The organism is Paenibacillus sp. J22P15 (genome assembly GCF_056269345.1).
The window spans coordinates 37,246-62,940 of the sequence record NZ_JBWDNT010000018.1; the positions used below are offsets into that span (position 1 = coordinate 37,246).

Genomic DNA, 25,695 nt, shown 5'->3' on the forward strand with positions numbered 1-25,695 from the left:
ACAATGCTCCTACAGGACACCGACCGCGATCAGCACCCAGCCAATCATAAATGAAAGTCCGCCCAGCGGCGTAATTGGACCGAGGAACCTTGCTTTTGCGACACTTAGTACATAGAGGCTCCCCGAGAACAAAATAATTCCCGCTGCCAAAAACCAGCCTCCAGTAACGATAATTTGTGCATCCGGGAATTGACCAACCAGCAACCCAACTAGAATTAATCCTAAAGCATGTGCAATGTGGTATTGTACACCTACCTCATATACCTTCAGCTTATCGGGTGCTAACCTACTTTTCAGCATATGTGCGCCGAATGCGCCAATAGCGACCGCCAAAACCATTAAAACACTGCCAAGCATAATAAATGTTTGCATATTAATCTCTCACCTCATTAATAATTTCGTATGTTAAGCATATCATGACGGCAAGCGGGAAGGGAATTATTCTCATGTCTTGATTTACGACTGCTACAATAGTATGGTTGTTTGGAACAGCATCAGGAGGCAATTAAATGAAATTTTTTCAATCAACCGCCACAGAGTGGCAAAGCTGGTCCCGAAATATTCGTCTATTCTTTCTAGCGAATATGTTATATCAAATCGGAACGGGCATGTTTTCAGTATTATACAACCTATACATCCACGAACTCGGTTACCCCGATGCCATGAGTGGAAAAGTCGTCAGTATGCAATCACTCGCAACGGCACTGTGTTTCATACCTATTGGTTTGTTCGGTGATCGCGCCAGCCGCAAGAGATTGCTCGTAATCGGCGCCCTATGCAGCGGCATAGTACTTGCTGGCCGCTCTTTATTTGAGTCAGAGAGCAGTCTGCTAACAATGGCCGTTCTGACAGGCATATTTGCTGCTATCTTTCAAGTACTAGCTATTCCCTTCCTAGCCGAAAATATAGCTAAGGCAGATCGATTACGTATATTCAGCATCTATTCTGCCTTTGTGCTCGCTTCTCAGGTTGCTGGCAGCCTCGGGGGAGGTGTCATTGCCGATGTTATGCAAGCAGCAGGCTTAAGTAAGCTGCTCTCTTTCAAAATAGTTTTACTTGCAGGCAGTATGGCAACTATAGCGGCGTTTCTACCGATACAGGCCATTAGAGAATCAGCACGTAACCAGAAGGCTAGTGCGGAGGTTCCGAACGAGTCGCCTGCTTCAACTCAGAAGGCACAACCAAGCGGTGAACTCTCATTCATTATTAAGTTTACCTCCATACAGCTTTTGATTGGTATCGGATCTGGACTTGTCGTTCCTTATTTGAATTTATATTTCACGAATCGTTTCTCAGTATCGCTTAGTGCAATGGGCTTACTGCTATCATTAGGTCAAGTGATGACCATTATTTCCATGCTCATTGGTCCGTCACTCGCTAATCGAGTCGGACAAGTGAAAGCAATCGTTATTTTCCAAACATTATCATTGCCATTCCTGCTATTAACAGGCTTTACGAATTTACTGCTCGTGGCTTCGATCAGCTTTTTATTCAGACAAGCACTTATGAATGCAGCTAATCCGCTGCAGTCCGCTATTCTAATCGACCGGGTCTCTGTCAAACGGCAAAGCCTTGCTAATTCCTGCTTGCAGACAGCCTTTATGCTTGGATGGGCAACAATGGGGCCTATTCATTCTCATCTCATTGCTACCTACGGCTATTATTGGGGGTATGCGATTACGTTCAGCATTACAGGAATATTGTATGTCACCGCTTCTATGCTTTTCTTTATGTTATTCCGCGAGAAACGTGCAACTGCTTTAGGATGATCAAAAGCTCAAAAGGGGCTGTCTCAAAAGTCATCAAAGATGACGATGGGACAGCCCCTTTCTATTCAGAACAAATGTGGTTCCCAAATTCACTACGCAGTCGAATGTTCTTCCGATCACTGTTGTTCGCGGATTCCTGGATTGAATTGGACGAGGAAGGAATCCGCGAACAAAGGCGAGCGCTGGCGCTTCTCCAGAATCATTCGACCTGCTCCGTTTGGTTGAACCAGACGGTCTCTTTTCTGTCGTTATGAATGCTTATCATCGCTCTGAGCTTTTTATCTAATTTATTCGCACATATAATCTTTTCAGAAAATGGTTTAGCTTTTCCGTACACAAGAGCATCGCAATCGCAAACAAAGTAATAAACCACGGAAAAATGCTAATGTTTATATTTGTTGCAAGCAATCCAAGAGCAGGAGGCACTAGCGTACTCCCCGTGTAGGCAGCTGCCATTTGAAAGCCCATGATGGACTGGGAATTGTTTCTCCCGAACCGTGCAGGTGTTTCATGCAGCATACATGGAAAGATTGGCGCTAATCCCAAGCCTACAACTACAAATCCAATGAGCGAGAGGACTTGCGGTAACGGAAGCACCAGCAATACTGTGCCCGCTAATGCGATAATCTGTCCGTACCTAATCAACATTCGACTGCTCACTTTAAAAGTAATAAATCCGGTAATCATTCGACCAGCTGTAATTCCCAAGTAGAACCACGAAACCCATTGTGCTGCTGTTGCGGCCGGTAAGTTTTTTATATTTACGAGAAAGCTGCTTCCCCATAACCCCATACTTGCTTCAATTCCACAATAAAATAAGAAGGTTAACATCGCTAGCTTGACCCCTTGTATTTTCCATGGCTTTGTTGTCACCGGGATTTCCTCTAATTCTTGATTAAGCGGCTCATCAGCCGCAACCACATTTGTCACATTGCTGCTTTTAGCAACTTTGTCCCACAAAGGAAGCGAAATAAATAGAATGATGACCAAAATAAATTGAATAATCGCTACAGTAAGATAGCCCTGTCTCCAAAGGTTTTCACCCGAAATAAACGAAGCCATAATAATTGGGCCTAGTGTAGCCCCTACTCCCCAAAAACAGTGCAGCCAGCTCATATGATGAGCTTTGTAGTGAGCAGCAACATAGTTATTTAAACCTGCATCTACACATCCCGCGCCTATACCTAGCGGAATCGCGACGATAATTAACCAGACTAACGATGGAGACCATGCGAATCCAAGCAAAGCTCCTGCAGTCATGATACAACTTACCAATGTCACTTTCCCCGTGCCAAAGCGTTGCAGCACAGTACCACTGAGCAAACTTGATACAATCGTACTTCCTGCAATAATCATAGAGATAATTCCAGCAGTTCCTAATGAAGCATTCAGATCCGTTCTCATCACAGGCCATGCCGATCCGAGCAATGAATCCGGCAATCCTAAACTAATAAACGCCAAATAAATAATAATTAAAAAAAACGTTGCCATAGGTCGTATGCTCCTTCATGTTAGCCGCTTCTTCGTTTATGAAATCCCTACTCTCAATCCGAGGGCTGGTGATCCATTTGCTATGATCACGACAACTTATTAAACACATTTAATAAGTCATTACGATAATAGCAGGTATACGTCCAACTGACAAGTGAAACCATGAATGAAACACTATCGAGCCCGCTTCTCCAGAATCATTCGACCTGCTACGTTTGGTTGAACCCTAACAACAAAAAGAGACCGCCAGATGGCAGCCCCTATAAACCCAATTCGCCTTCTATCGAATAACAAAAAAGTAAAACAACGCCGCCAATGCAAACCGATAAATCGCAAACCATTCGAGACGCAGACGTTTGATGAGGTTAAGGAACGTCACGACAGCAATCATAGCCACGATGAAAGCGGCGATGAAACCGATTAGGAACAAGACCAAATCATCCGAAGTGAGCAGGTTGCGGCTGTCGTACAGATCCAGCACCGTCGCGCCCAACATGACCGGAACGGAGATCATAAACGTAAAGTCCGCCGCCGCCTTCTGGCTCGTGCCGAGCAGCAAGCCGCCCGATATCGTCGCGCCCGACCGGGAGAAGCCCGGCCACAGGGCCAAACATTGGAACATACCGATGCCAAACGCTTGCTTGTAAGAAATGCTGTCCGTTTCCTCCGCAGTTACCTTCCGCTTGGTCCTTGCCGCTACGATCATTAGGATGCCGCCGAGAATCAAGCTGATGAGCACCGACTCGGATCCAAACAATACGCTTTTGATATAGTCGTTAAAGAGCAGGTACACAACCAAAGCCGGAATCATGGCAAGAACCATATGGATGGCGTTCAGCTTGTTTTTTGCCTTAAAGTTGAAGCTCATCAGGTCTTTCAAGATAACCATATATCTCTTCCAATACAGAATGAGGACGGCCATTACGGCACCTAATTGAATGACGATTTTGAACGTCTTCGCCGCATCTCCCTCAAAACCTAGCAGATCGCCGGCCAAGATCAAATGCCCCGTCGAAGACACGGGCAAAAACTCGGTGAGACCTTCGATAATACCTAATATAATCGCGTTAATAAAATCTTGCATAACTGTAGATCCACCTTCCTGAATCAATCTAGAGCGGAATGATATACTGCCAGCGGCTTTCCAGCCCTATACTAGTTTAAAATAAACAAGGCAGCCGAATCAATCGTTTCTGATTACAACACCCTTTATTTACCTTACAATGTTGTAAGATTCGCAACGTCAACCCCCTTTCTCCTCGCATCCGTCCATGTATAATAAAGAGATAGCGACTCTCGAATTTCCTTGAAAGGACTGTGTGCTCAAAATGGATTTTCATCAACTAAATTCCGTCATCCCGTGCCTTGAGGAAGTTCGGACATCCCGCTCCACACAAACTCTCACATTTCCAACCGAAAGCTATGCCATTGTCATCGTAAGGCGCGGTCACGTCACGATTACCGCTTCCAGCGGTGCGCCTGTCATATGCTCGCAGGGCTTTGCCTGCCACCCTGACCACGCGCCGTTCCAAATCGATATCCCGCGCACGAAGGAAGCGGAATATGTCGTGCTTCAATACCATCTGAAGCCGCAGGGCTCCGTCTGGGATTTGAGTGGTCCGCTCCGCACGTTCAGCGAAGAAAAAATTCATTATATGGTCGACGAACTGCTGCGCCAACAAGACATAATGGATAACAAGAATGAGGATAGGGAGTTCGAATCGAATGAAGAAGCAGCTTACCTGTTCCGCAGACGACTGATGCTGGAGCGTATTTTATATATTTATTTACGGGAGTCCGTCCTGAAGCCGCCGGTCCCATCGACCGCTCGATCCATCGAAGAAACCGTTTCGTATCTCAATGAACATTACATGCTCCCGCTTTCTCTTCCCATGCTGGCCAGACGCGCCGGAATGAGCGAAGGTCATTACACCGTCATGTTCAAAAAAATAACAGGCCTCACAATGACGGTCTATTTGCGCAGCTTGCGCATCGACAAAGCGAAGCAGCTATTCGAGCAAACCTCTCTCTCCGCCAAGGAAGTCGCCGGCAAGGTCGGATTCTCCGACTATTTCTACTTCAGCCGAATGTTCAAGCTGGAGACCGGCATTTCACCGTCAGCCTACCAGAAAGAGCATCGTCCACAAATCTTAAAATAAGACATGCTTTTTCTTAAAATAAGATATGGTCGAACGGCTTCTCACCCCTTACAATAAGTTCTATTGATAATAATTATCATAATCATTGATTCGCGGGAGGAAAAACCACTATGCTTCGTCTGCATTTGAAAAAAATCGTTACCCCTGCTCTGATCGGAATATTAGCCCTCGCCCTTGTGGCTTGCGGCAATTCCAATAGCAACGCTCCTGCTGCAAGCGGAGAGGCTTCCACATCGCCGTCCGCTGCCCCGTCCGAAAACATCGTTATCGAGCATGAGCTTGGCAAGATCGAGCTCGACAATGTGCCTGAGCGCATCCTCGTTATGGAATTCAGCTATGCCGATGCTCTGACTACGCTCGGCGTTCAGCCTATCGGCGTAGCCGATGACGGCGATGCTGGACTCCTGATGGACGAAGTGAAAGACAAGCTCGGCAACTATACGTCCGTCGGTTCGCGTTACGAGCCGAACATCGAGTTGATCAGCTCGCTGCAGCCTGACCTGATCATTGCCGATTTGAACCATCACAAAAACGTATATGAGCAGCTGAATGGCATTGCGCCAACGCTCGTTCTAAATGACCATCTCGCTGACTACGACACTATGCTGAGCAACTACTCGGTCATTGCGAAGGCAGTCGGCAAGGAAGCGGAAGGCCAGAAACGTCTGGAGGAGCACAAGCAGAAGATCGAAGAGGCAAAGGCTAAGATCAAGAGCGCCGACATTTCAATTTTGCCTGCGGTCGTTAATCCCAAAGGGTTCTTCGCTCATTCCGACCACTCCTACGTCGGCTCGTTCTTGACTTCGCTCGGCTTCAACGATCCGGTCAAAAACGAAGAGTCTTACCCGCAGCTTAGCCTAGAGCAGCTGGTAGAGACGAACCCGCAAACGATCTTCCTGCTGCCAACGGAGGAAGTAACCATTATTAACGAGTGGGAGAAAAACCCGCTATGGAACAAAATCGATGCTGTAGCTAACGACAAAGTATTTAAGGTTGAACGCCGCAATTGGGCGCTGTCCCGCGGACTGCTCAGCTCCGAGCACATTATCCAAGACTTGGTTGCCAACCTGGGAGAGTAGACTCGAATGACAGATTCAGCACAGCATGTATTTGTAAAGCAGAAGCGCCCGGCGCTTCTGCTCTTCCTTTTTTTCTTTCTCGCGCTCCTGCTCGGAATCATCGGCAATTTGAAGTGGGGACAAGCTCATGTCTCGTGGCGGACGCTGTATGAAGCCGTATCGTTCCAAGGCAACGATAAAGCCCATCTCTATATCCAGACGCTGCGCATGCCGCGAACGATAACGGCTATTATTGTCGGCGTCCACTTGGCGCTTGCCGGTCTGCTGACGCAGCTTGCGACCCGCAACCCGCTTGCTTCGCCGCATATATTCGGCATCAATGCCGGTGCATCGCTGGCAGTTGTCACGGCACTTGTACTCGTGAACGGCCTGTCCCTCTTCGGCACCGTCGCATTCGCCTTCGCCGGCGCGGCGCTCGGCGCCCTTCTCGTCTGGGCGCTTGCAGGGACGCAGCGGCAGAAGCAGCATATCCAGCTTGCGCTTGCCGGCATTGCCGTTCACTTCCTGCTATCATCGCTGACCGAAGGCATGATGATTCTGAACCAGCAATCCACGGACAGTATGATGTTCTGGCTCGTCGGATCGACAAGCGGCGCGGTGTGGAAAGACGTCGCGACGCTGCTTCCCATTACGATCATAAGCCTTGCCGTACTCATCTCGATGATTCCTTCGTTCCGGCTGCTGTTCATGGATGACGCGGTAGCGGCTGGCCTCGGCGGACGCGTCGCGTTCGTCCGATGCATCGCTGTTCTGCTCGTCATCGCGCTGTCCGGCTCTGCCGTTGCCATCTGCGGACCAATCAGCTTCGTCTGCTTGATCGTACCGCATATGGCGCGTTACTTGATCGGAGGGAAGCTCACGCTGCTCGTACCTTTGACCGCGCTGCTCGGTGCATGCCTGCTCGTGTACGCGGACCTGCTCAGCAAGCTGATCGCCTACCCGTTCGAATCGCCGGTCGGAATCGTCACCGCAGCGCTCGGGGGTCCGTTCTTCATCTACCTGGCCCGCAAGCAAAGGAGGAATGCCGCATGAAACAATGGATCGCCATCCTGACCTCGTTCCTTCTGTTACTTGTGCTAGCGGCAGTGTCGCTGCGGGTGGGCGCAGTCCCAGTCCCGCTTCACGAGCTATGGGCGAGCCTGACGCTGCAAGACTCTTCGGCCTCTTATATCGTGCTGCAGTACCGTCTACCGCGCGTCATCGTCGCGGCGCTCGCCGGGTTCGGCTTGGCAGCAGCAGGCGCCATCCTGCAGAGCGTCGTCCGCAATCCGCTTGCAAGTCCAGACGTGATCGGCATTACGAAGGGGGCCGGCTTCACAGCGACCATCGTCATCTTCCTCTTCCCGGGAGCGCCAAGCTACGTACTGCCCGTTGCAGCATTCGCCGGCGCATTCATCGCTTTGCTCATTCTCGTGCTGCTCAGCAGACGAATGACGCTGTCGCCGGCTTCCTTCGCGCTCGTAGGCGTGGCGGTCGGAGCCGTGTTCCAAGCGGGCATTCAATACCTTCTCGTGAAGCACCCGTCCGACGTCAATATGGCGTTGTTGTGGATGTCCGGAAGCTTATGGGCCCGCGGCTGGGATCATGTCATGCTGCTGCTGCCATGGATCGCGATTCTGCTTCCGGTAGCTTGGCTGAATTACGGCAAGCTGAATATCCTTCAGCTCGGCGACGAAGGCAGCTCCGGGCTCGGCTTGAACGTCCCGAAGCAGCGTCTCCTGCTGCTGCTCCTCGCCGTAGCCTTGACTGGCAGCTCCGTCGCCGCCGTCGGCTCGATCGGCTTCGTCGGCTTGATCGCCCCGCATATCGCGAGGCTGCTCGTCGGAGGGCGCCATCAATGGCTGCTGCCGCTGGCCGCGCTCATCGGGGCCGATCTCATGCTAATCGGCGATATCGCCGGCCGCGTGCTCATCATTCCGCGCGAGGTGCCCGTCGGCATCACGACAGCCGTCATCGGCGCGCCTTACTTCATCTACCTGCTACGGCGCGAGCGGCTCAGAGCACGCTAGGTGATAGGAGTCTGCTGAAGAAACTAGTGATCGATAGAAATCCAAAAACGGCCATGCGGGCTTAGACCCGCATGGCCGTTTTCGTGATCGTTCAAAGCGATTCAATCGTAATTAACTCAAAAAGTTTACCCTTTTTGAAACGGCTCCATCTCTCCCGTGCTTAAGCTCCAGCATCTACTAACATACGCTCAATGGCTGTAAAATGATTAGCTTTCGCATGCTCTAATGGAGTGACCCCATTATTATCCGGAATAGTCACATCCGCCCCATGTTCAATGAGCAGCTGTATAACCTGCTGTTGGTTTTTCCCGCCATTATTTAATATGATTGCTTCCATTAATGCCGTCCATCCTAGATTGTTGACGTGATTTACATCGACTTTCGATCGAGTAAGCAGCTCCTTAACCACTTCAACATAGCCATGCTCAGAAGCAGGAATGAGTGCTGTTCCTCCAAAACGATTCGTAATTGCAGGATCTGCGCCAGCATCGATCAAGAGCTTTACGATTTCAAGCATTCCTTCCGCTCCTGCATATAAGAAAGGATTATCCAGCTTGTTATCTTGCAAATGAATATCAGCTCCAGCTTCAATTAACGCTCTAACTGTATCCGCTTTATTGCCATGTGTAGCGGCTAAAATCGGAGTTCTTCCCCCAGCATCTTTGGCGTTAATATCTGCTCCATCTTTGATCATTTGTAAAACTTTATCTGTATCTCCACTTTCAGCTGCCCGTATAATCGATACTTTCAATGAAGTCACATCCTCTTCCGTAAGATTGGCTTGCTGTTGACACCCTGTCACTAGCAAAATAATGACGAATATCATAATAACTCGCATTTTCGGTTACCTCTTCCTTCAGAAACTATTTCTATGGTATCATAGCCACCAACAAACGAAAAATATTTAAAAAATTCATTTTTCATACTTTTATCATTCGAATAGGAGGCTATTTGCTCGATGGATATTCGCCAGCTTCGTTATTTCATTGCTATCGCGGAAGAGAAACAAATTACTGCTGCCGCCCAAAGATTGCACATGACGCAGCCCCCGCTTGGGCAGCAATTGAAAGGTTTGGAGCAAGAACTCGGAGTTCTGCTTGTCATCCGAAACGGCAAAGCCTTGGAACTGACCGACGCAGGACAAGCGTTATACAAACATGCCCTTCATTTGACCAAGCTCCTCGAAGAAACCGAAATCGAAGTAAAAAAAATTGGTTTGGGTACACGAGGGAAATTGATGATTGGTGTTAACACATTATCCTCAGCCTCATTGCCCCTGCAATTACGCACATTTAAGACTCGCTATCCTGGGGTCACCTATAAAATACAGCAAAATGAATCGGCACAGCTTCTTCGTCTCCTCAGAGAGCGGTCCATCGAGCTTGCGATCGTACGGCTGCCAATGGAACTAAATGATTTTGAAGTGCTAAAGCTTCAATCTGAGCCATTTCACTTTGTAACCGCCAAAACATTCATACCGGATTCACAATCATTCACTTACGCTGATATCCAGCGTTATCCGCTCATTTTGCCCAGTACAGAAGGCCATGGACTGTATCAGAGCATTATTGATCAATTCACTGAACGCGGCTTGCGTCCGAATGTGATCGGGGAATGCTCGGATATGGTAACGTTAATGGAATGGGTATCCTCCGGAGACGGGACAACGATCGTGCCGGAATCTCTTCTGAAGCTGCATCGTGGTTATGATATTCAATCCTTTGCCATCACAGACAGTCAGCTCATATTTTCAACCGGATTAATTTGGCTTAAGGATCGTTATTTAACAAAGACAGCACAACACTTCATCGATCTGATGAAGGAGATAAATAGCTGAGAGCTGGACTGTTGATTTCACTATCGATAATAGAAAGTTGATAATCCTGTTGCGACAATTGGCAAACTAAACTACAATTCATCATTAAAGCGCACAATAAAACCAATTCGTTAGCTGGTGCAATAAGGCAGGAAGGGGTGGAAGATGTCAATTCGATTCAGGCTGCTGCTTTCATTCACATCGGTAGTTGTCGTCTCCGTTATTCTATTTGTACTGACTGCCTATCTGCTATCCGTTGCAGTAACAGGCGATTTTCGCAGCATTAGCAGCTTCTACAATATTCATTATTCCCTCCACCCGCTCTCTGAGGAAGAGGAAACGCTATTTATGGATATGAAATATTTGGCCAAGCATGACCCGGAACGATTAAAGGATCCGATTCTGCTGGCGGAATATGATTATCAATTGAAGATGGTGCAGGCAGGACTCGTTGTTCGCGAAAATAATAAAATTATATATGCAGCGTCCACTTTAAATGGCGTGGATCTCACAGCTAGCCTGCCCAACTATGATATGGGCAATAATTCTATTCGTAATACCATGAATGCGGGAAGCCGCTTTTTCTCCTATGCTAAATTCGATTTCTACTTCTCGCCTGAGACGGGTGAGAAAGGCAGCGTCTTCGTCATTCGAGAGAGAAGCCCGTTCGCCGAACTGGTTCGAACGCTGCTTCCTATTTTAATCATCATATTCGTTGCTATCTTATTACTAACCGGATTTTTGCTTTATCGATATGTGACTCGTAAAATCATTCACCCCCTTGATAAGCTGAGACAATCCGCTGAGCATATTAAGGATGGAGACCTAACGTTCGAGCTGCATGCAACCTCTCGTGATGAGGTCGGTCAGCTCGTTCAAACCTTTGATCAAATGCGTCAGCAATTGTTCGATTCCATTCAGCTTCAGCTCCATTACGAAGAGAATCGCAAGCAGTTGTTATCGAATATCTCTCATGATTTGCGGACACCTATTACGACGATTAAAGGATATGCTGAAGGCATACGGGACGGCGTAACCAATACAGAAGAGAAGCTGAACAAGTATGTAGGCGCGATTCATACGCGAGCGACAGACATGGAACGACTTGTGGATGAGCTGCTGCTCTATTCGAAGCTCGACTTGAATAAAGAACCCTTTTCATTCGAGCAGGTGGAGCTGAGTCCATTTCTTCATCGGATTGTGGACGAATTAGCCATCGAATTCGATAACCAAGTGGTCAAAGTACAGTGGGATGAGGAGCATTCGGTGCCGTTATTCGTACTTGCTGATCGTGAGAAGCTGAAGCGAGTAATCATGAATCTGCTCGATAACTGTCTCAAATATATGCATCAGGACCCTAAGCAGCTGACAATTGGGATTGAACGACAAGAGGAATATGCCATCGTAAAAATTGCAGATAACGGTCCCGGTATTCATCGTGATTCCTTGCCGCATATCTTCGAACGTTTTTACAGGGAGGAGCCTTCACGGAGTCAAGCCTCGGGAGGCAGCGGGCTTGGGCTAGCCATTGCCCAGCAAATTATCGAAGGCCATGGGGGAACGATCTGGGCGGTAAGTGTTCAGGGTCAAGGGACAAGTGTTTCTTTTACATTAAAAATATTTGTAGATCGTCGGTGATGCTGGATGAAACGAATTTTAATAATTGAAGATGACCCCTACATTGCGGAGCTGCAGAGAGATTACTTTATTCTGCATGACTACGAGGTTGAGCTCAGTCACGATGGACAAGAAGGACTCGCTAAAGCACTCGGAGGTGGACATAACCTCATTATTCTTGATCTTCAGCTGCCCGGAGTGGACGGGTTCGAGATATGTAAGCAAATCCGCGATCAGCTGGACGTGCCTATCTTGATTGTGTCAGCCAAAAACGAAGAGATTGATAAAATTCGCGGTTTTGGTCTTGGTGCTGATGACTTTGTCACGAAGCCGTTTAGTCCGAACGAGCTGGTAGCTAGAGCGAAAGCGCATATCGCGCGGTATGAACGTTTTACAGGAGGCAATAAGGTCAAGGAATCTGACACCCTCGTCATTCGAGAGCTGTCAATTAACAAGTCCTCCCATCGTGTATTCGTTCATGGTAAAGAAGTGATGCTCACGACAAAAGAGCTCGAAGTGCTCGTATTCATGGCGGAGAATCCCAATCGTGTATTCAATAAAGATCAGCTTTTCGAGCGGATTTGGGGGTTGGAATCGAATGGGGAGATCGCGACAGTGACCGTTCATATATCGCGAATTCGGGAGAAGATCGAAGCAGATCCATCTAATCCGCAGTTTATTGAAACTGTCTGGGGCGCGGGCTATCGATTCACGATCTAACGCCTCATTTATTACCTATGAAAAAAGTTATCCTTCTGTTTATAAATTGTTTATACTTTCTTATCAGCGGATTTAGAGTGGTCGTTTATGATGAACTTATGAACGAAACACCACTTTAAACCGAGAGGAAAGTGAACCATGAAGAAGATTAATCAGAAAGCGGCTATCGTAGCTCTTACTGCACTTATAGGCGGAGGCGCACTGCTCCCATTCCAAGCACAGGCGGCATCATTGGCACCTGTATCTAATATTCAGCAATCGGCTGTAACGAGTTTCAATCAACAAGCTGAACAGGCCATTCAACAATTAGTTAGCCAAGGTGTTCTTAAAGGCTATGAAGACGGAAAAATGAGAGCCGAAAATCATGTAACGAACGCCGAGCTAATCAAAATGATCGTACTTGCGCTTAATCTGGATCAAAGCAATGAGGCACAGCAAAGTGAAGGCAAGAAAGACAAATGGTATACATCTTATGTCGATACTGCAGCAGCTAACGGACTTATTGACAATGCAGATAAATTCCAAGCGAATAAGCCAGCTACAAGCGCCGATGCCGCTCAAATGATCGCGAAAGCTTTGCAGCGTGATTTGAAATCCGTTCAATATTGGATGGAAGGCTTCAAGATCAGTAACGATAAAATTACTCGCGGTGAAACCGCGCAGCTTCTAGTGCTGTCAGAGAAAGCTATACGTTCCGCATCTGCTGAGATCGTATCGATTAAAGCATTGAACAAAATCACTTTTGAAGTGACGTTCACCGCACCGCTTACTTTGGAAGATGAGACAACCGCAGCAGCTAATGCTAATTTTGCTTTCGACCATAATTTGAAGCTGGTGAATCAGCCGCGCCTAAAAACAGGATCTATTGCCACTTATATCGTTCCCGTGCAAACCATGACGCCAGGAACAACTTATACGACGAACTATAAAGGTAAGAAAACACACTCCGCAGCAGCAAGTAAGGAGATGATTCGCCTTAACGATGTGCGTCAAGTCACTTCAGATACTTTCGAGGTTGACTCCTTCCGCTCAGAAGGCGTAGTCGATTACGGTTACCTCATCTCCGCTTATGCTGGCGGCCGCGGGGCAAACGCGATCGTACTGGATGAGAATAACCAATATAATGGACAAACTATGCAGGTGATTTCATCGCTTGCTACAAGGCAGGCAATCCTGACTCCAGAAGGCGGAGAACCCATTACAGTTGGTTATGTTGGATTCACGCAATCAACGGATGGCAAGCAGGAGCCGAAATTCAGACTTCCGGCAGGCACTTCCCTGCAGCCGGGCAAGAAATATACAGTAACCTCGGACTGGTTTGAGCTTGAAAATAATACTTTTACCGCACAAACCATCTCGCCGCTTACTATCGCATCCGTATCCAAAGTCGATGCGGTGACGCTTAACGTCACACTGACTGCCGATCCAATGGATGAATTGTTCGCTTACCGTTCCATTCAATTGAAAGGCTCGGACGGCACGACGCTGACTGCGCAATACAAAGTACAAACTCGCAAAGGTGCGGTTGGCGTGTTCGAATTGCAAAACAGCGGGAAGCTTGCAACGGGCGTTGATTACGAAATCACACCGGTAGGCAGCTGGGCAGTTGCAGATAAAGTGACGCTAAGCTCCAAATAAATAAGTAGTGTAATCATATAAGAAACTAGCTTATTATTGCTCGCCGTATCGGTCATTATCGAGACATTACCTCGAGAATGGGAATTATGATTACAGGAGAGAAATTAGATACTGCAGGCATGAGCCCATTTTAAATAAAGCAATACAACGAAAAACGGCTAAGTCCTAACCGTCCAGCCAGCAAGCGTACCTTAAAAAGGATGCTTGTTAGTAACGATTAGGGCTTAGCCACTTTGTTTTATCTATAGTCTTTAGGATGAACGCAGAGCTTGTCTTCTCATCCACATTGTTGCAACCCACTTCTCCCCTTTGATCACTGGTGTACCAGCATGCAAGGTGAAATCGTTTATTTCATGATTATTGTAAAAATATTCGAAGTAGACCGCCATACCTTTGTTAGGAGATACAGAAAGATTAAGCATGGGAAACGACGTTTCTCCGCCTTCCTCCACATCATTCAAATACATCACAAGCGTACTAATTCGATTGTTTGCACTTGCTCGGCTCGTTTCTGCGAAAAAATCATAATGAGGTTGATACTCTTGGCCAGGGGTATACAGCAGAACTTGCAAGCCATCACCATGTTTGATAGGAATATTCATAATTTGAGAGAATCGCTTCTCGATTCTAGCAGTCATCTCATTCTCTTCAGGGAACACCCCGCTGCTCGTTCTAATTTGATTGACTACACGATCTCCGCCTATTTTTGAACGTTGCAATTGTTCCCTAGAATGTTTAATTAGCTCATCGCATTCCTGATCGCTAAGCACATTCCCTAGTATGACGACTAGAGGTTCCTCATACTTGGCAACAATTCGAATCTCTCGATCTTCTGTCTTGATCGTATTTCCAATATGATCAAATATAGTCCGCTCTTTCTCTTTCGTATTCCCTATCATTTTTATTCAGCCCCTATATTATGACCTCTACTATAAATTATACCATAAAATGGAACTGTACAATCTATTGAATTCTGAAAAGTCGAAATAATCAAACTGCCTGCTAACATAAAATAGGGTGAGAAAACAAGAGAAACCCAGCAGCCTAATAGTTTTATTGAATGACTATGATGTGGGAATTATAAGAGAACATTATCCCACCGTACGGCTGAAAATTCAGCCGTTCTAACGGGCAGTTTAGCGCAACAAAAGATATTTATAAGCCGTATACTTAGTGAGTCAGCAAAATGAGATTAGGAGGAAAGAATGAAATATTTTACTAAAGAGTTGTACGAAGAAATGCAGATAAGAGGATATTTGGTTTTCCCCGAAACGAAGAAAGATTGGGAAGACGACATTGCTTGGTATGTATCCGAGAATTTGAACTTCGAAGAAATTTGTAGGAACAATTTGGAGGATAAAAAAGAAGACTTGCTAAAATATCTCCCGGAATTCTTTCATCCCTATATACAAGACGGAACGATTAACTCACAATTTCCTTCAGATGAACTTAGAAAAATGGCTGACCAATGGAAAATGGAGTATGATGAGCGAACGAAAGCAATCGGGGTTATGTACCGTAACTACTACGACTCCATAAAAGGCTCACTCCCTGAAAATGTTATACAATTGATTGAAAAGTCATTACATGATGCCCAAGTAACTTCGATTGAGATCCCTTCGAAGGACACGTTTATCATGACTTTGGATTGCAGAGGCGGCTATCATTATTTAACGGATGTCAGGCTAACGTTTACGGGAGTAGAGAATATTCACCCTACAAAATTAAGCGTAGGTAGCTGCTGGCTTTATGATGAAGTATACCTCACAGAAAGCGGTTTTGAACTTCATGTGTTATTTGATGGGCCATTAATGGAATTCACCATCTCAGCGGAAAACGTTAGTATCGAGATTATATCGTAATTCACGGTTCAACTAACCGCGAACGATAGTTCAATAATACACATGAATGAGCAGGTGCTGCAGCGGTCTGCTCATTTTATTAGCTATACGAACGGGCAGGATAGTTTAATCAATCAGCGAATACTACAATTATGAAATTTTTTACTAGGGGTATCCCATGTATTGATGATATAAGTGCCGAAGATATTTTATGTTTTGGAAGTGGAATTTAAATGATATATAAGTTACTAATGAGACTTTTAACCATTTTGACTGTATGCCTTCTATTTTCGGCTTGTGATTCCAATGAGAAATCAATCGAGGATGAAAAAAAGAAGATATCAATTGAAGAAGCAAAGAAACTAATTTTAGCAACTCAAGATTTTTCTCAATCGAGTAATATGGAAAATGATCTTATTGAAATTACTCCCTCTGATATTTGGGATAAAACAAAGCTTCAGCTTTTTAAGGATTTAAGCTCGGAAACATTTATCATAACAAATCAAAAAGCTGTTCATATAGGTAATGGATTTGGTGGTCTTGGTGTAACAAGTGCAGTGCCTTACGATGTCAATAAGGATGGAACTTTGGATTTAGTTTATGCATATTCATGGGGGTCAGGTATCCATCGCTCTGTTATTTCGTGGATAGATTTAAAGAGTTTTGCTGAGCATATTGTTGGAGATATGCCAGAAAGAACGGATTTTAGAATGTATGATTTGATATTAAAAATTAAAAGTAATGAAATAGTAGTTTATCGTATAGCAGGCATGGATGAAAGTAAAATCAATTTAGTTTCATTGCAAACATACCCCACAGAGAAAGATATAGATTACATGACTTTAAAAAAGGTTGGGATTTTGGTTTGGGATAATAGCGAATTATACAATAAACAATTACAAGATTGATTTTTATATGAAAATGGTTGCAAAGATTACCGAATCTTTGCAGCGATATACACTGTAGCGCTAGATCTGCTTCTATTAGTGCCTGATAACTGAATTCCTAGTCATCATAATATTAATGTAAATAGAGACTCTTGAAAGAGTCTCTATTGTTTTCGTATTCAATTTCGACTCATTCCTTCTTTTGTTGTCTGCCAAGTTACGAATTACGATAGAACTTACGCCATATCCCCTTAGTGCGTTGTTTTTTCTGCGAGTTGCATTTGTGATTTTGCTCCGCATCATCATTTACCGTTTTGCGCAGTACCAACATCATAATTACAGGATCCATCATTTTTAACATCATACTTGTTCACTCCTTGTATTTTAGTTATGAGTTTATTATAGACAAAACGTGATATCCTGTATTGTAAGTGTGGTTTTAAATTGTAAAAAAGTAAGAAAAGAGTTTGACGATTCAAGGTGAAGATATTGATTATCTTAGAAATGGTCAGCGAGCCAAATATTAAACGATCTAGTTTATTGGAACTTCTCATAGTGTTGTTTCTAAGAGTCTGTAAAAAAAGGAGCAGATCGTTTGCCCACTTTCAATAAAAGACTTATGGGCAGTCTCCGTATTGATGATCTCAGACAAATGTATAAAATTTCTTATTTTGTGAAGTAGTCCGGCCCCTCCAAACTGCGGATCAAGCAAATCGAAACTAGCCTAAGAAAACAAAAAAAACGGTCCTGTCGCTAACGATGCGAACAGCGGCCGTTTTATTCTCATTGTTCCACGGACAGAAAATCGGCGCTCACGACTGAATTCAAGCGAAATTTACCGTTTCTTTCTTCCCAGCCTCGCCGGTCACCTTAGAATCATAGGATAAAATTACATATTGGAATTCAAATCACCGTTCGTTTCTCTCGCTGTGTTACGCGTTTGTTCTCTGAAGTATTTTTCACGCCGTATCGAATTAATCTGGCAGAGTTAATGACTACAAATAGAGAAGCTACATTATGGATGGCCGCTCCAACAACCGGATCGATGACCCCGGCTGCTGCAAGCAAGATACCCACTATATTAAACGCAACAGCAAAGATCCATATATTTTGACGGACAATAAACATCGTTTTACGACTGATTTGCATGACCTCAGGCAGCTTCTCTAAACGATCGCCCATTAGAGCAACCTGTGAGGATTGAATAGCAAGATCCGTCCCGGCTGCTCCCATCGCAATACCAACATCTGCAGCCATGAGCGCGGGAGCGTCATTGATCCCTTCGCCAACCATGGCTACCGTGTGACCCTCCCTTTGGTATCGCTGTATCAATGCAAGCTTATCGTTAGGTAAGAGACGAGCATGAACTTCATCCATTTTTAACTCTCTGTTTAATGCCGCAGCCGCCCCTTCACTATCGCCGGTTAACAGAACGACCCTCGCGACACCAAGTCTACGAATTTCATCAATGACTTTATCGGCTCCTTCTCTTACCACGTCACCTACGACGAGGCCTCCGATGGCAGTTCCGTTTACAATAACCAATAAGGCGGTTTCGCTACTATGTTTTTGAAAAAAGTTTTTGGCTTCTTCCGAAATCCCGTTTGTTTGCTCCAGCAGTCTTTCATTGCCTACCCAAACCAGTTTGCCCGCGATCTTCGCTCGCACGCCTATCCCAACTTCTTGAGCAAAATCCTGAGGCTCTTCGGCACAAACGAAGCCAATGGTTCTAGCGTATTCTAGTATCGTATGACCGATCGGATGCTCGGAATAACGCTCAGCTCCTTCCGCATAACGAAGCAGCTCAGCTTCCGTGTATTTTCCAAAAGGAACAATCCGTTTCAACTTGGGTTTCCCCTCAGTAAGCGTACCTGTTTTATCAAAACAAACAGTAGTGACTTTAGACAGCGCCTCCATCGCACGCCCACCCTTCACGAGCACGCCGCGCTTTGCTACGTTCCCAACGCTGGCGACAACTGCCGTAGGCGTTGCTAGGACAAGCGCACAGGGACAAGCGATCACCAGCACAGTCATCGTTCGGACCAGGTCATCGGTTATTAGCCAAGTTAGTGTAGCAATACCAAGAATTAAGGGAGTAAAATACCCTGCAAACCGGTCGGCTAGCCGCTGCATCGAGCCTTTCGTATCTTGCGCCTCAAACACAGTCGTTATGATTTTCCCCATCGTGGTATGGTCGCCAGTCTTTTGAACCGTAAACTCCATAGACCCGAATTCGTTGATCGTTCCTTGGAAAACCGTGCTGCCTTTAAACTTATCTTGAGGCATAGGCTCACCGGTCAAGGCAGACTCGTTAACTGAGGCGCTTCCCGTTACGACGACACCGTCTGCAGGAACGCGTTCCCCTGACTTGACGAGTACGCGATCACCTAGCTCAAGCATATCGGTAGGCACACGCTCCCACGAATGATTTCTCCACACCGTAGCATCGTTAGGAACCATCGCGAGCAAATCATCAAATGATTGTCTCGTTTTATGGAGCGTAATTTCTTCCAGAAGCTCACCGATAAGCATCATTAGAGCAACAAGCGCTGCTGCTTTGTAAAATCCGAGATACGCGCAACCTGCCATTGTAATGACAACTAGAGTTCCAGCCGTTATCGTGCGCGTGTCTAGAATGGCCATAATCGCGCGGTATGCGATAATGCCGCCTCCTAACAGCATCGCGTAGAAAGCCGGGGTGAATCCTGCTATGTTTTCAAAACCTGGAATATAGGAAAGCAATAAAGCAAACCCGACCATGACCGGCAAAAGCCAAATATAAACTTTTCGAATCTGATCCGTGTTCATAGCTGTTTAATCTCCCATACCACGTAACAACCTAAGGAAATGATCACGATACCCGCTGTGATGATTTTCTTGATAACATTTTTTCCCGCCTTACTTCTCTTAGGCTCATCCGAATCGTAAGCATCATCATCATCTGGATCTTGCCCACCGCCTAACGGTTGGTAATTTCCCCTGGGACTATTTTTCTTATGATGATGACGAGTTAGAATACCGTGATAACCTTCGTGCAATACAACATCCACGTTATTGTTCCTCCTCTTCTACATAATCCGGATGACTTCGAATGGAAATCTTGGTCTCAGAGTACTCTACAGCGTGCAAAGCCTCTATCTCTATTTGTTCCGGGCGTTTCTTTATTTGTCCCGGGCGTTCCTTTACATCTTCACAAGAGGTATGTCCAGCGAGTACGACATACGCCAAAAGAATGAATACAATTCGTTTCCAATTATTTCTCATTTCGTCACCCATTCAGCTTGTAATAAATTGAGTGAAATCTACGACTCTAGTGCATATACGGTGGATAAGATGTCTGTCATGGCTAACGATCAGCAATCCCATAGAACGTTTCTCAGAGATGTCAAGAACCGTTCGCCAAATCTGTGCTTGTGTAATGGCATCCAGCATCGTTGTCATCTCATCGGCCACAAAAAATTGGGTCTGCGGAGCAAGCGCACGTGCGATACAAATGCGCTGTAATTCCCCTCCGGAAAGCTCAGAAGGCCAACGTTTCAGCCAGCGCTGATTGATTTCCAATGAATCAAGCAATTCCTCGTCTGGCTTCCAACCCTCATTGAGGATTCGATCGATTTTCCAACGTGGATTTATGGCCTGTTCCGGATGCTGAAAGATAAGTTGAACCGGTCGATAACCCTGGCTAGGCAGCGCTTGTCCGTTCAATCGTACGTCACCTTCCGTCCCCGCTTCGTAGCCTGCAAGAATGCGGCAGAAGGTTGTTTTACCGCATCCACTTGGACCCACTATCCCAACCACTTCGCCTGTGTGGACTTGGACCGTTGCATGACGAAATAACCACTGTTCTTTCCCGTAATGCTTGCTTATGTTTCTAGCCTCAAGTTCCATGAATACATCTCACCATTCCATTGCGTAAGGGACGTAATTCCGGAAACGTCTGACTGCATTCTTTTGTCGCCTTAGCACATTTATCTGTATAAACACAACCATTGCTAGAGAGTGACTCCCCCCGCCCACCGGAACTTCCTTGCAGGACAGAAAAATCATTCTGTGGCAATGCATTCCATAAAGCCTGGGTGTACGGGTGGCGAAGACGCTCGCCCTTCCCCTCAAAGTCTGTCGATGGAGCTATTTCCACCGTAGTACCGGAATGAAACACAGCTACTCGATTTGCGATCGTCAGCGCTGCTTCCAGATCGTGAGTAATGAATAGGATAGCCGTTCCATTCGCCGCAAACTCTTTGAATGATTGAAGCGTTTCCTGTACGGCCGCCGGATCCAATCCGGGTGTAGGCTCATCTGCAATGAGCAGTCTTGCGCCGCTTACGGTTGCAATGGAAACGAGGACACGACGGGTCATTCCTCCGGACAGCTGGAACGGGTAACGTTCAGCTGTTTTTGGACCTAAACGGTATCTCCGAAACGCTTTGATCTGCTCCGCTTCCGGGTCTCCTACGCGCACCGCCTGCTTTACTTGAAGACCAACACGCATAAGAGGATCCAGAAACTGAACGGATTGCGGCACTAACGCCACTTCTCTTCCTCTCAGCTTCTTAATTAGAGAAGAGGTTAACGGTTCCCCGTCAAATGTAATCTGACCTGTAATATTAGCGTTCTTAGGCAAAATGCCAAGGATCGCATGGGCCAGCAGACTTTTTCCCGAACCGCTGGCTCCGACTACGGCAACAATTTCTCCGGCGTTTACAGATAAAGAAAGATTTTGAATAACCGGTACTTGAACTCGTCTTAGACCTTTCCCGTAATGATTAAATGAAATGGATAAATGGTTAACTTCCAGTAAAGGCAATCCCATAATGCCTCCTTTCTACTCCTGCGAGCGATGAGGGTTGATCAGCGCATACAGATTTTCCGCAAGCACGTCAAAAGCTCGAACGATGATAAGTAAACAAAGCCCTGGGAAAAAAGCGAGCCACCACATACCGGTCGACAAGTATCTCATCGATTCCGAAAGTATAATACCGATTGCGGGTTGATGAGGCGACAGCCCCATTCCCAAAAATGTGATCGAAGCCTCGTGCAAAATAGCGTGCGGAAACAAAAGCAGCGTACCGACGATAAATTGCGGTATTAAAAATGGAAGTAAGTGTCTGGTAGCGATCCACCACTTTGACTTGCCCATATGTTTAGAAATTAGTACAAATTCACAAGACTTTAAATATAAGATTTCAGCCCGTATGATTCGTGTGAGACCAGGCCAATGCGTCAGCGCTACGGCAATAATCACTCCGCGCACCCCGCCGCCGGCAACGAACGAGATAAGAATAAGCATAACTAAGTGTGGAATGCTCAGGAATAAATCAACAACCCAAGTGATGATTCGATCCACTACTCCCCCTAACGTAGCGGCCATTAATCCAAGTGTTCCGGCTATGAGCACACTTACTGAAGCTGCGGTCAAACCAACCCCGAGGCTTAACGCCAATCCTTTCATCGTACGCGTAAACATATCTCGGCCAAGCCAATCTGTGCCAAATGGATGTCCCCATGAAGGGGACTCATTTTTTTCTGCCAAATTGGTGGATAATTGGTCATTGCTTAACAATACGCCAAGAATAATCGGTCCAAACAATAAAACAAGAGAGAGGATGGAATAGGCGACGGTTCTCATTCTGCGATTCATAAGGAATGCCCCTCCCGAATTCTTGGGTCAATCCAGCGGTAACACAGTTCAGATAATAAGTTACCTACAAACACAAACAAAGTGCTAAACAATACGATACCTAATAATAGAGGTACATCGCCTCGAGTGCCTGCTTCTACGGTTGCTTGTCCTAATCCTGGGTAGGAAAATACCTGTTCTACTAAGACGGCTCCGCCGAATAGTTCGCTAAACGAAGCGAATTGCAAAGTGACCGCAGGCAGCAAAATATTGCGAAATCCATGCCGACTGAAGAGAATAAATCCCTCTTCTCCTCTTGCTCTAGCAAATAACACGTAATCGCTCTCGAGCACCTCCACCAGCTTCTCTCTTGTGTGAAGGGCAATTCCAGATATTCCGATTATACTTAATGTGAATATAGGCAAGATCATATGGCGAATTCGATCAAAAATGGTTACTTCTTCGGCTAACACGCCTGCCGGAACACCCAATCCGACCGGAAATAGAGGCAACCAAACGGTAAACACGATGAGCATGAGCAAGCCTGCCCAGAACGTTGGTGTGGAAGAGAGAGTGTAGCAATACCACTTAATCGCCTGGTCCACCCACGTATTCTTCTTCATTGCTGCCAATGACCCAACAGCGAAGCCAATGATACCGGAAAGCAGCCATGCCATGCTCATTAATGCGAGTGAACTGAGAAATCGCTCTCCAATAACGTCTATTACAGGCGAACGATAGATCATTGAGGTACCGAAATCTCCGCTTATCAAAGCGCTGCACCATGCCAAAAAACGCTGTAAGGGAGGATCGTTAAGTCCCCAGTATTCTGTAATTGCCTCACGCTGTTCAGGACTTACCCGTAACAGATCCGCACCGATATATGCTTGTGTCGGATCAATAGGAGAATAGCTGACAAGAGCAAAAGTAATGGCGCTGACTGCGGTTAACAGAAGCGTTAGTTTTAAAATTTGCTGTAAAAAATATTTTGTTATGCCACGAAACATGAATTAGTCCGTCCATTTCCATTCCTCAATGTTGCTGGTGACAGGCCACCCGTGACCGTGAGGATGTATTTGTTGTTGCCCAATATCAAGCTTTTCTTTTACTAGATATAAATGGTTCAAGTTTACAAGCCACGCCCAAGGAGCATCCCCATTCGCGCTCATTCCGGTTGTTCCGTCCCACTGCGCTTTCTTCCAAAGCTCCAGCGCCGCTTCAACATCAGTCGTTGCAAGTGCCTCTTCCATATACTGATCTACTTTAGGGTTGCTATAATAGCCAGGATTGTAATAATCAACTCCCGCGTATTTACTGCTATAAACGTTATACATTTCAAGCGGGTCGTGACTGCCCCACCCGAGCAGGACTGCATTGGAATACATCATTTTCCCTAAGTCGTCCCAACTTTTTCCTTCAACTTTAATTTCTATTCCAATCGGTTTGATCATATCCGCTGCAGCAATCGCAAGGGATTGTCTTGTTCCGTCACCGGATGGATATAGCAGGGTAAATTGTGCCTTTACGCCATCTTTCTCAACAACTCCGTCGCCATTCGTGTCCTTCCATCCGCCTTTAGATAGAATGTCTCCCGCTCTCGCAGCATCCCCATCTTTGATTACTGCATTCGGATTCGACCACGGCATCTTGTCACTAATCGTATAAGCAGGAGTTCCTTGACCATCCAGGACCCCCTCTACCAACGTTTCACGGTCTATTGCGATATTGATAGCTTGGCGGATTGCTAGATCAGCGGTTACGTCATTTCCAATCGGATGACCATCTGCTGTCGTTTGGCCGGACTTTACATAAGGGAACATGATTCCTCGGTTGTCCACTGATTCCAATGATTCGTGCCGCATACCCTTTACTTGTTGTTCGCTGAATGCAGAAGGGATATAGGCTACATCAACCGTGCCGGCTTTTGCAGCGGCAAATGCCGCATCTTCATCCAAGAAGATAAAGGTAAGTTTTGTAAAGTAAGGTTTTTCGCCGTAATAGTTCGGATTCGCTTCCACGATAAGCTGTTGGCCTTTGTCCCATTGAACAAGCTTGAAAGGTCCCGATCCAATCGGTTGTTCTGCATACGAATCATTGTGAGCATGTTTTGGAACAATACTCAGGGTTGCAAGAATGTCGATAAAAGTTGATTGCGGCTTCTTCAGCGTGAATTTGACTGTAAAATCATTTGTCGCCGTCACCGATTCTAAATTTTGTAAGTCAACAACCGAATTGCTTTTCGCTGTTGTTTCAAACGTATAAATTACGTCCTCAGCGGTTAGCGATTGGCCATCGCTGAATGTGACATCTTTCCGTATATCTACTGTCCAGGCTCGTCCGTCATCACTTACGCTATAATTGTCTGCGAGATCGTTGACAATGTTCAAGCTGCTGTCACGTTTAAGAAGAGTGCTTTGAAAAAGAGGAGAACCATAGCGGCCCCAGCCAGTTGTGGGATCAAATCCACCTTCCGGTTCACCGCCAACAGCAAGAATCAACTCTTTTCCTTCCTGTTTTGGTGAATTCGCAGGCGCATTACACCCCGTTATGATCAAGATCGTTGCAAAAATGAAGAGCAAGAGAGTACGGTAGTTTGGTTTCATGGTTTACTCCTTGTAGTTTTTTCGATAAATTCCTACAATTGATTGATTATATAATCTCAAATCGCTATTTTTATCAATGCGATGTAAGGATCTTGTTAAATCTCAAAAATGGGGTAGAGACAATTCGTACAATGACGAACGGGCCAAGTAACGACATGACCGTACAAAATCTATTGCGATAATAACGGCCATTTCAATCCGTAAGCACCACCCCCCAATAAAAATTGTCTCATCTCTACGGAAAACAATTGCATTTCGAAATCGATCGACTCCTCTAACGCTTTGGGGATGTCGAGTTTTGGCCAAAAAAGCGATTTTAGCATTTGAAAGCCCTTGCATGTGTGTTCAATTTTCTTTTTACAACATCTATATTTCCAGGATTTATATCACTTTTCTATTTGCGCACAAAATTTATTGTACGATATATCGTTTGTTAATAAGTAAAT

At 45.8% G+C, this 25,695-nt stretch carries 25 protein-coding genes; 11 read left to right on the top strand and 14 right to left on the bottom strand.

Going from position 1 to position 25,695, the window contains the following annotated elements; translation table 11 throughout:
- Nucleotides 1-9: 9 nt before the first annotated feature.
- Nucleotides 10-372, bottom strand: coding sequence for a DUF423 domain-containing protein (locus AC0YN6_RS24630; protein WP_475750135.1), 363 nt, complete (start codon nucleotides 370-372; stop codon nucleotides 10-12).
- Nucleotides 373-509: 137 nt separating this feature from the next.
- Here AC0YN6_RS24630 and AC0YN6_RS24635 point away from each other — a divergent pair, with 137 nt between their 5' ends.
- On the top strand, nucleotides 510-1,769 hold the full coding sequence (locus tag AC0YN6_RS24635) for an MFS transporter (protein WP_475750136.1): 1,260 nt from the start codon (nucleotides 510-512) through the stop codon (nucleotides 1,767-1,769).
- A 282-nt stretch (nucleotides 1,770-2,051) separates the two neighbouring features.
- Here the strand turns inward: AC0YN6_RS24635 and AC0YN6_RS24640 are convergent, their stop codons facing one another.
- Together AC0YN6_RS24640 and AC0YN6_RS24645 are read right to left on the bottom strand one after the other, a co-directional pair.
- Complete coding sequence (locus AC0YN6_RS24640; RefSeq protein ID WP_475750138.1) at nucleotides 2,052-3,260, bottom strand: MFS transporter; 1,209 nt, start codon at nucleotides 3,258-3,260, stop codon at nucleotides 2,052-2,054.
- Between the two features lie 280 nt (nucleotides 3,261-3,540).
- Nucleotides 3,541-4,344, bottom strand: a complete 804-nt coding sequence (locus AC0YN6_RS24645) for an undecaprenyl-diphosphate phosphatase (RefSeq protein ID WP_475750240.1) — start codon at nucleotides 4,342-4,344, stop codon at nucleotides 3,541-3,543.
- 484 nt (nucleotides 4,345-4,828) lie between these two features.
- Here AC0YN6_RS24645 and AC0YN6_RS24650 point away from each other — a divergent pair, with 484 nt between their 5' ends.
- The 4 genes from AC0YN6_RS24650 (at nucleotide 4,829) to AC0YN6_RS24665 (ending at nucleotide 8,507) form a co-directional block, all read left to right on the top strand.
- A complete protein-coding gene (locus AC0YN6_RS24650) occupies nucleotides 4,829-5,419 on the top strand; it encodes a helix-turn-helix domain-containing protein (protein ID WP_475750140.1) in 591 nt (196 codons plus the stop codon).
- Between the two features lie 110 nt (nucleotides 5,420-5,529).
- Nucleotides 5,530-6,498, top strand: a complete 969-nt coding sequence (locus AC0YN6_RS24655; RefSeq protein WP_475750142.1) for an ABC transporter substrate-binding protein — start codon at nucleotides 5,530-5,532, stop codon at nucleotides 6,496-6,498.
- 6 nt (nucleotides 6,499-6,504) lie between these two features.
- The gene (locus AC0YN6_RS24660) at nucleotides 6,505-7,530 is read left to right on the top strand and encodes a FecCD family ABC transporter permease (RefSeq protein ID WP_475750144.1); all 1,026 of its coding nucleotides are present in this window, start codon (nucleotides 6,505-6,507) and stop codon (nucleotides 7,528-7,530) included.
- Nucleotides 7,527-8,507, top strand: coding sequence for a FecCD family ABC transporter permease (locus tag AC0YN6_RS24665; RefSeq protein ID WP_475750146.1), 981 nt, complete (start codon nucleotides 7,527-7,529; stop codon nucleotides 8,505-8,507). Before AC0YN6_RS24660 ends, AC0YN6_RS24665 begins: the two co-directional genes overlap by 4 nt.
- A gap of 160 nt (nucleotides 8,508-8,667) precedes the next feature.
- Here AC0YN6_RS24665 and AC0YN6_RS24670 read toward each other — a convergent pair whose 3' ends face one another.
- Nucleotides 8,668-9,345, bottom strand: coding sequence for an ankyrin repeat domain-containing protein (locus tag AC0YN6_RS24670; protein ID WP_475750148.1), 678 nt, complete (start codon nucleotides 9,343-9,345; stop codon nucleotides 8,668-8,670).
- 120 nt (nucleotides 9,346-9,465) lie between these two features.
- Between AC0YN6_RS24670 and AC0YN6_RS24675 the strand changes: the two genes are divergently transcribed.
- The 4 genes from AC0YN6_RS24675 (at nucleotide 9,466) to AC0YN6_RS24690 (ending at nucleotide 14,298) form a co-directional block, all read left to right on the top strand.
- The gene (locus AC0YN6_RS24675) at nucleotides 9,466-10,344 is read left to right on the top strand and encodes a LysR family transcriptional regulator (RefSeq protein WP_475750149.1); all 879 of its coding nucleotides are present in this window, start codon (nucleotides 9,466-9,468) and stop codon (nucleotides 10,342-10,344) included.
- A 144-nt stretch (nucleotides 10,345-10,488) separates the two neighbouring features.
- The gene (locus AC0YN6_RS24680) at nucleotides 10,489-11,961 is read left to right on the top strand and encodes a sensor histidine kinase (protein ID WP_475750151.1); all 1,473 of its coding nucleotides are present in this window, start codon (nucleotides 10,489-10,491) and stop codon (nucleotides 11,959-11,961) included.
- Nucleotides 11,962-11,967: 6 nt separating this feature from the next.
- Nucleotides 11,968-12,660: a response regulator transcription factor gene (locus AC0YN6_RS24685; protein ID WP_475750152.1), complete on the top strand. Its 693-nt coding sequence runs from the start codon at nucleotides 11,968-11,970 to the stop codon at nucleotides 12,658-12,660.
- 138 nt (nucleotides 12,661-12,798) lie between these two features.
- A complete protein-coding gene (locus AC0YN6_RS24690; RefSeq protein ID WP_475750153.1) occupies nucleotides 12,799-14,298 on the top strand; it encodes an S-layer homology domain-containing protein in 1,500 nt (499 codons plus the stop codon).
- Nucleotides 14,299-14,549: 251 nt separating this feature from the next.
- Here AC0YN6_RS24690 and AC0YN6_RS24695 read toward each other — a convergent pair whose 3' ends face one another.
- A complete protein-coding gene (locus AC0YN6_RS24695) occupies nucleotides 14,550-15,197 on the bottom strand; it encodes a 2OG-Fe(II) oxygenase (RefSeq protein ID WP_475750155.1) in 648 nt (215 codons plus the stop codon).
- Nucleotides 15,198-15,503: 306 nt separating this feature from the next.
- On the opposite strand from AC0YN6_RS24695, the gene AC0YN6_RS24700 reads away from it, so the two are divergent.
- Both AC0YN6_RS24700 and AC0YN6_RS24705 read left to right on the top strand, forming a co-directional pair.
- Nucleotides 15,504-16,160 (top strand): DUF4085 domain-containing protein, encoded by a 657-nt coding sequence (locus tag AC0YN6_RS24700; protein WP_475750157.1) that lies wholly within the window; start codon nucleotides 15,504-15,506, stop codon nucleotides 16,158-16,160.
- Nucleotides 16,161-16,372: 212 nt separating this feature from the next.
- Entirely contained in the window at nucleotides 16,373-17,047 is a 675-nt protein-coding gene (locus AC0YN6_RS24705; protein ID WP_475750159.1) for a hypothetical protein, read from the top strand.
- A 196-nt stretch (nucleotides 17,048-17,243) separates the two neighbouring features.
- Here AC0YN6_RS24705 and AC0YN6_RS24710 read toward each other — a convergent pair whose 3' ends face one another.
- The 9 genes from AC0YN6_RS24710 to AC0YN6_RS24750 form a co-directional block, all read right to left on the bottom strand.
- Nucleotides 17,244-17,390: a hypothetical protein gene (locus tag AC0YN6_RS24710; RefSeq protein WP_475750161.1), complete on the bottom strand. Its 147-nt coding sequence runs from the start codon at nucleotides 17,388-17,390 to the stop codon at nucleotides 17,244-17,246.
- Nucleotides 17,391-17,929: 539 nt separating this feature from the next.
- A complete protein-coding gene (locus AC0YN6_RS24715; RefSeq protein WP_475750163.1) occupies nucleotides 17,930-19,834 on the bottom strand; it encodes a heavy metal translocating P-type ATPase in 1,905 nt (634 codons plus the stop codon).
- Nucleotides 19,831-20,076 (bottom strand): hypothetical protein, encoded by a 246-nt coding sequence (locus AC0YN6_RS24720; protein ID WP_475750165.1) that lies wholly within the window; start codon nucleotides 20,074-20,076, stop codon nucleotides 19,831-19,833. The genes AC0YN6_RS24715 and AC0YN6_RS24720 overlap by 4 nt, the downstream gene beginning before the upstream one ends.
- Nucleotide 20,077: 1 nt before the next feature.
- Nucleotides 20,078-20,290: a hypothetical protein gene (locus AC0YN6_RS24725; RefSeq protein ID WP_475750166.1), complete on the bottom strand. Its 213-nt coding sequence runs from the start codon at nucleotides 20,288-20,290 to the stop codon at nucleotides 20,078-20,080.
- A 12-nt stretch (nucleotides 20,291-20,302) separates the two neighbouring features.
- Nucleotides 20,303-20,914, bottom strand: a complete 612-nt coding sequence (locus AC0YN6_RS24730) for an ABC transporter ATP-binding protein (RefSeq protein ID WP_475750168.1) — start codon at nucleotides 20,912-20,914, stop codon at nucleotides 20,303-20,305.
- The gene (locus AC0YN6_RS24735) at nucleotides 20,904-21,833 is read right to left on the bottom strand and encodes an ATP-binding cassette domain-containing protein (RefSeq protein ID WP_475750242.1); all 930 of its coding nucleotides are present in this window, start codon (nucleotides 21,831-21,833) and stop codon (nucleotides 20,904-20,906) included. Before AC0YN6_RS24735 ends, AC0YN6_RS24730 begins: the two co-directional genes overlap by 11 nt.
- Before the next feature lie 18 nt (nucleotides 21,834-21,851).
- Nucleotides 21,852-22,667: an ABC transporter permease gene (locus AC0YN6_RS24740; protein ID WP_475750170.1), complete on the bottom strand. Its 816-nt coding sequence runs from the start codon at nucleotides 22,665-22,667 to the stop codon at nucleotides 21,852-21,854.
- Complete coding sequence (locus tag AC0YN6_RS24745) at nucleotides 22,664-23,653, bottom strand: ABC transporter permease (protein WP_475750171.1); 990 nt, start codon at nucleotides 23,651-23,653, stop codon at nucleotides 22,664-22,666. Before AC0YN6_RS24745 ends, AC0YN6_RS24740 begins: the two co-directional genes overlap by 4 nt.
- Before the next feature lie 3 nt (nucleotides 23,654-23,656).
- Entirely contained in the window at nucleotides 23,657-25,249 is a 1,593-nt protein-coding gene (locus AC0YN6_RS24750; RefSeq protein WP_475750173.1) for an ABC transporter substrate-binding protein, read from the bottom strand.
- Between the last annotated feature and the right edge of the window lie 446 nt (nucleotides 25,250-25,695).

Coding starts and splice junctions, on each gene's coding strand:
- AC0YN6_RS24645 (WP_475750240.1), bottom strand. CDS start 4,344: ATGCAAGATTTTATTAACGCGATTATATTAGGTATTATCGAAGGTCTC.
- AC0YN6_RS24690 (WP_475750153.1), top strand. CDS start 12,799: ATGAAGAAGATTAATCAGAAAGCGGCTATCGTAGCTCTTACTGCACTT.
- AC0YN6_RS24670 (WP_475750148.1), bottom strand. CDS start 9,345: ATGCGAGTTATTATGATATTCGTCATTATTTTGCTAGTGACAGGGTGT.
- AC0YN6_RS24665 (WP_475750146.1), top strand. CDS start 7,527: ATGAAACAATGGATCGCCATCCTGACCTCGTTCCTTCTGTTACTTGTG.
- AC0YN6_RS24705 (WP_475750159.1), top strand. CDS start 16,373: ATGATATATAAGTTACTAATGAGACTTTTAACCATTTTGACTGTATGC.
- AC0YN6_RS24660 (WP_475750144.1), top strand. CDS start 6,505: ATGACAGATTCAGCACAGCATGTATTTGTAAAGCAGAAGCGCCCGGCG.
- AC0YN6_RS24730 (WP_475750168.1), bottom strand. CDS start 20,914: ATGGAACTTGAGGCTAGAAACATAAGCAAGCATTACGGGAAAGAACAG.
- AC0YN6_RS24630 (WP_475750135.1), bottom strand. CDS start 372: ATGCAAACATTTATTATGCTTGGCAGTGTTTTAATGGTTTTGGCGGTC.
- AC0YN6_RS24640 (WP_475750138.1), bottom strand. CDS start 3,260: ATGGCAACGTTTTTTTTAATTATTATTTATTTGGCGTTTATTAGTTTA.
- AC0YN6_RS24635 (WP_475750136.1), top strand. CDS start 510: ATGAAATTTTTTCAATCAACCGCCACAGAGTGGCAAAGCTGGTCCCGA.
- AC0YN6_RS24685 (WP_475750152.1), top strand. CDS start 11,968: ATGAAACGAATTTTAATAATTGAAGATGACCCCTACATTGCGGAGCTG.
- AC0YN6_RS24710 (WP_475750161.1), bottom strand. CDS start 17,390: ATGATGTTAAAAATGATGGATCCTGTAATTATGATGTTGGTACTGCGC.
- AC0YN6_RS24715 (WP_475750163.1), bottom strand. CDS start 19,834: ATGAACACGGATCAGATTCGAAAAGTTTATATTTGGCTTTTGCCGGTC.
- AC0YN6_RS24725 (WP_475750166.1), bottom strand. CDS start 20,290: ATGAGAAATAATTGGAAACGAATTGTATTCATTCTTTTGGCGTATGTC.
- AC0YN6_RS24700 (WP_475750157.1), top strand. CDS start 15,504: ATGAAATATTTTACTAAAGAGTTGTACGAAGAAATGCAGATAAGAGGA.
- AC0YN6_RS24745 (WP_475750171.1), bottom strand. CDS start 23,653: ATGTTTCGTGGCATAACAAAATATTTTTTACAGCAAATTTTAAAACTA.
- AC0YN6_RS24740 (WP_475750170.1), bottom strand. CDS start 22,667: ATGAATCGCAGAATGAGAACCGTCGCCTATTCCATCCTCTCTCTTGTT.
- AC0YN6_RS24675 (WP_475750149.1), top strand. CDS start 9,466: ATGGATATTCGCCAGCTTCGTTATTTCATTGCTATCGCGGAAGAGAAA.
- AC0YN6_RS24695 (WP_475750155.1), bottom strand. CDS start 15,197: ATGATAGGGAATACGAAAGAGAAAGAGCGGACTATATTTGATCATATT.
- AC0YN6_RS24655 (WP_475750142.1), top strand. CDS start 5,530: ATGCTTCGTCTGCATTTGAAAAAAATCGTTACCCCTGCTCTGATCGGA.
- AC0YN6_RS24680 (WP_475750151.1), top strand. CDS start 10,489: ATGTCAATTCGATTCAGGCTGCTGCTTTCATTCACATCGGTAGTTGTC.
- AC0YN6_RS24750 (WP_475750173.1), bottom strand. CDS start 25,249: ATGAAACCAAACTACCGTACTCTCTTGCTCTTCATTTTTGCAACGATC.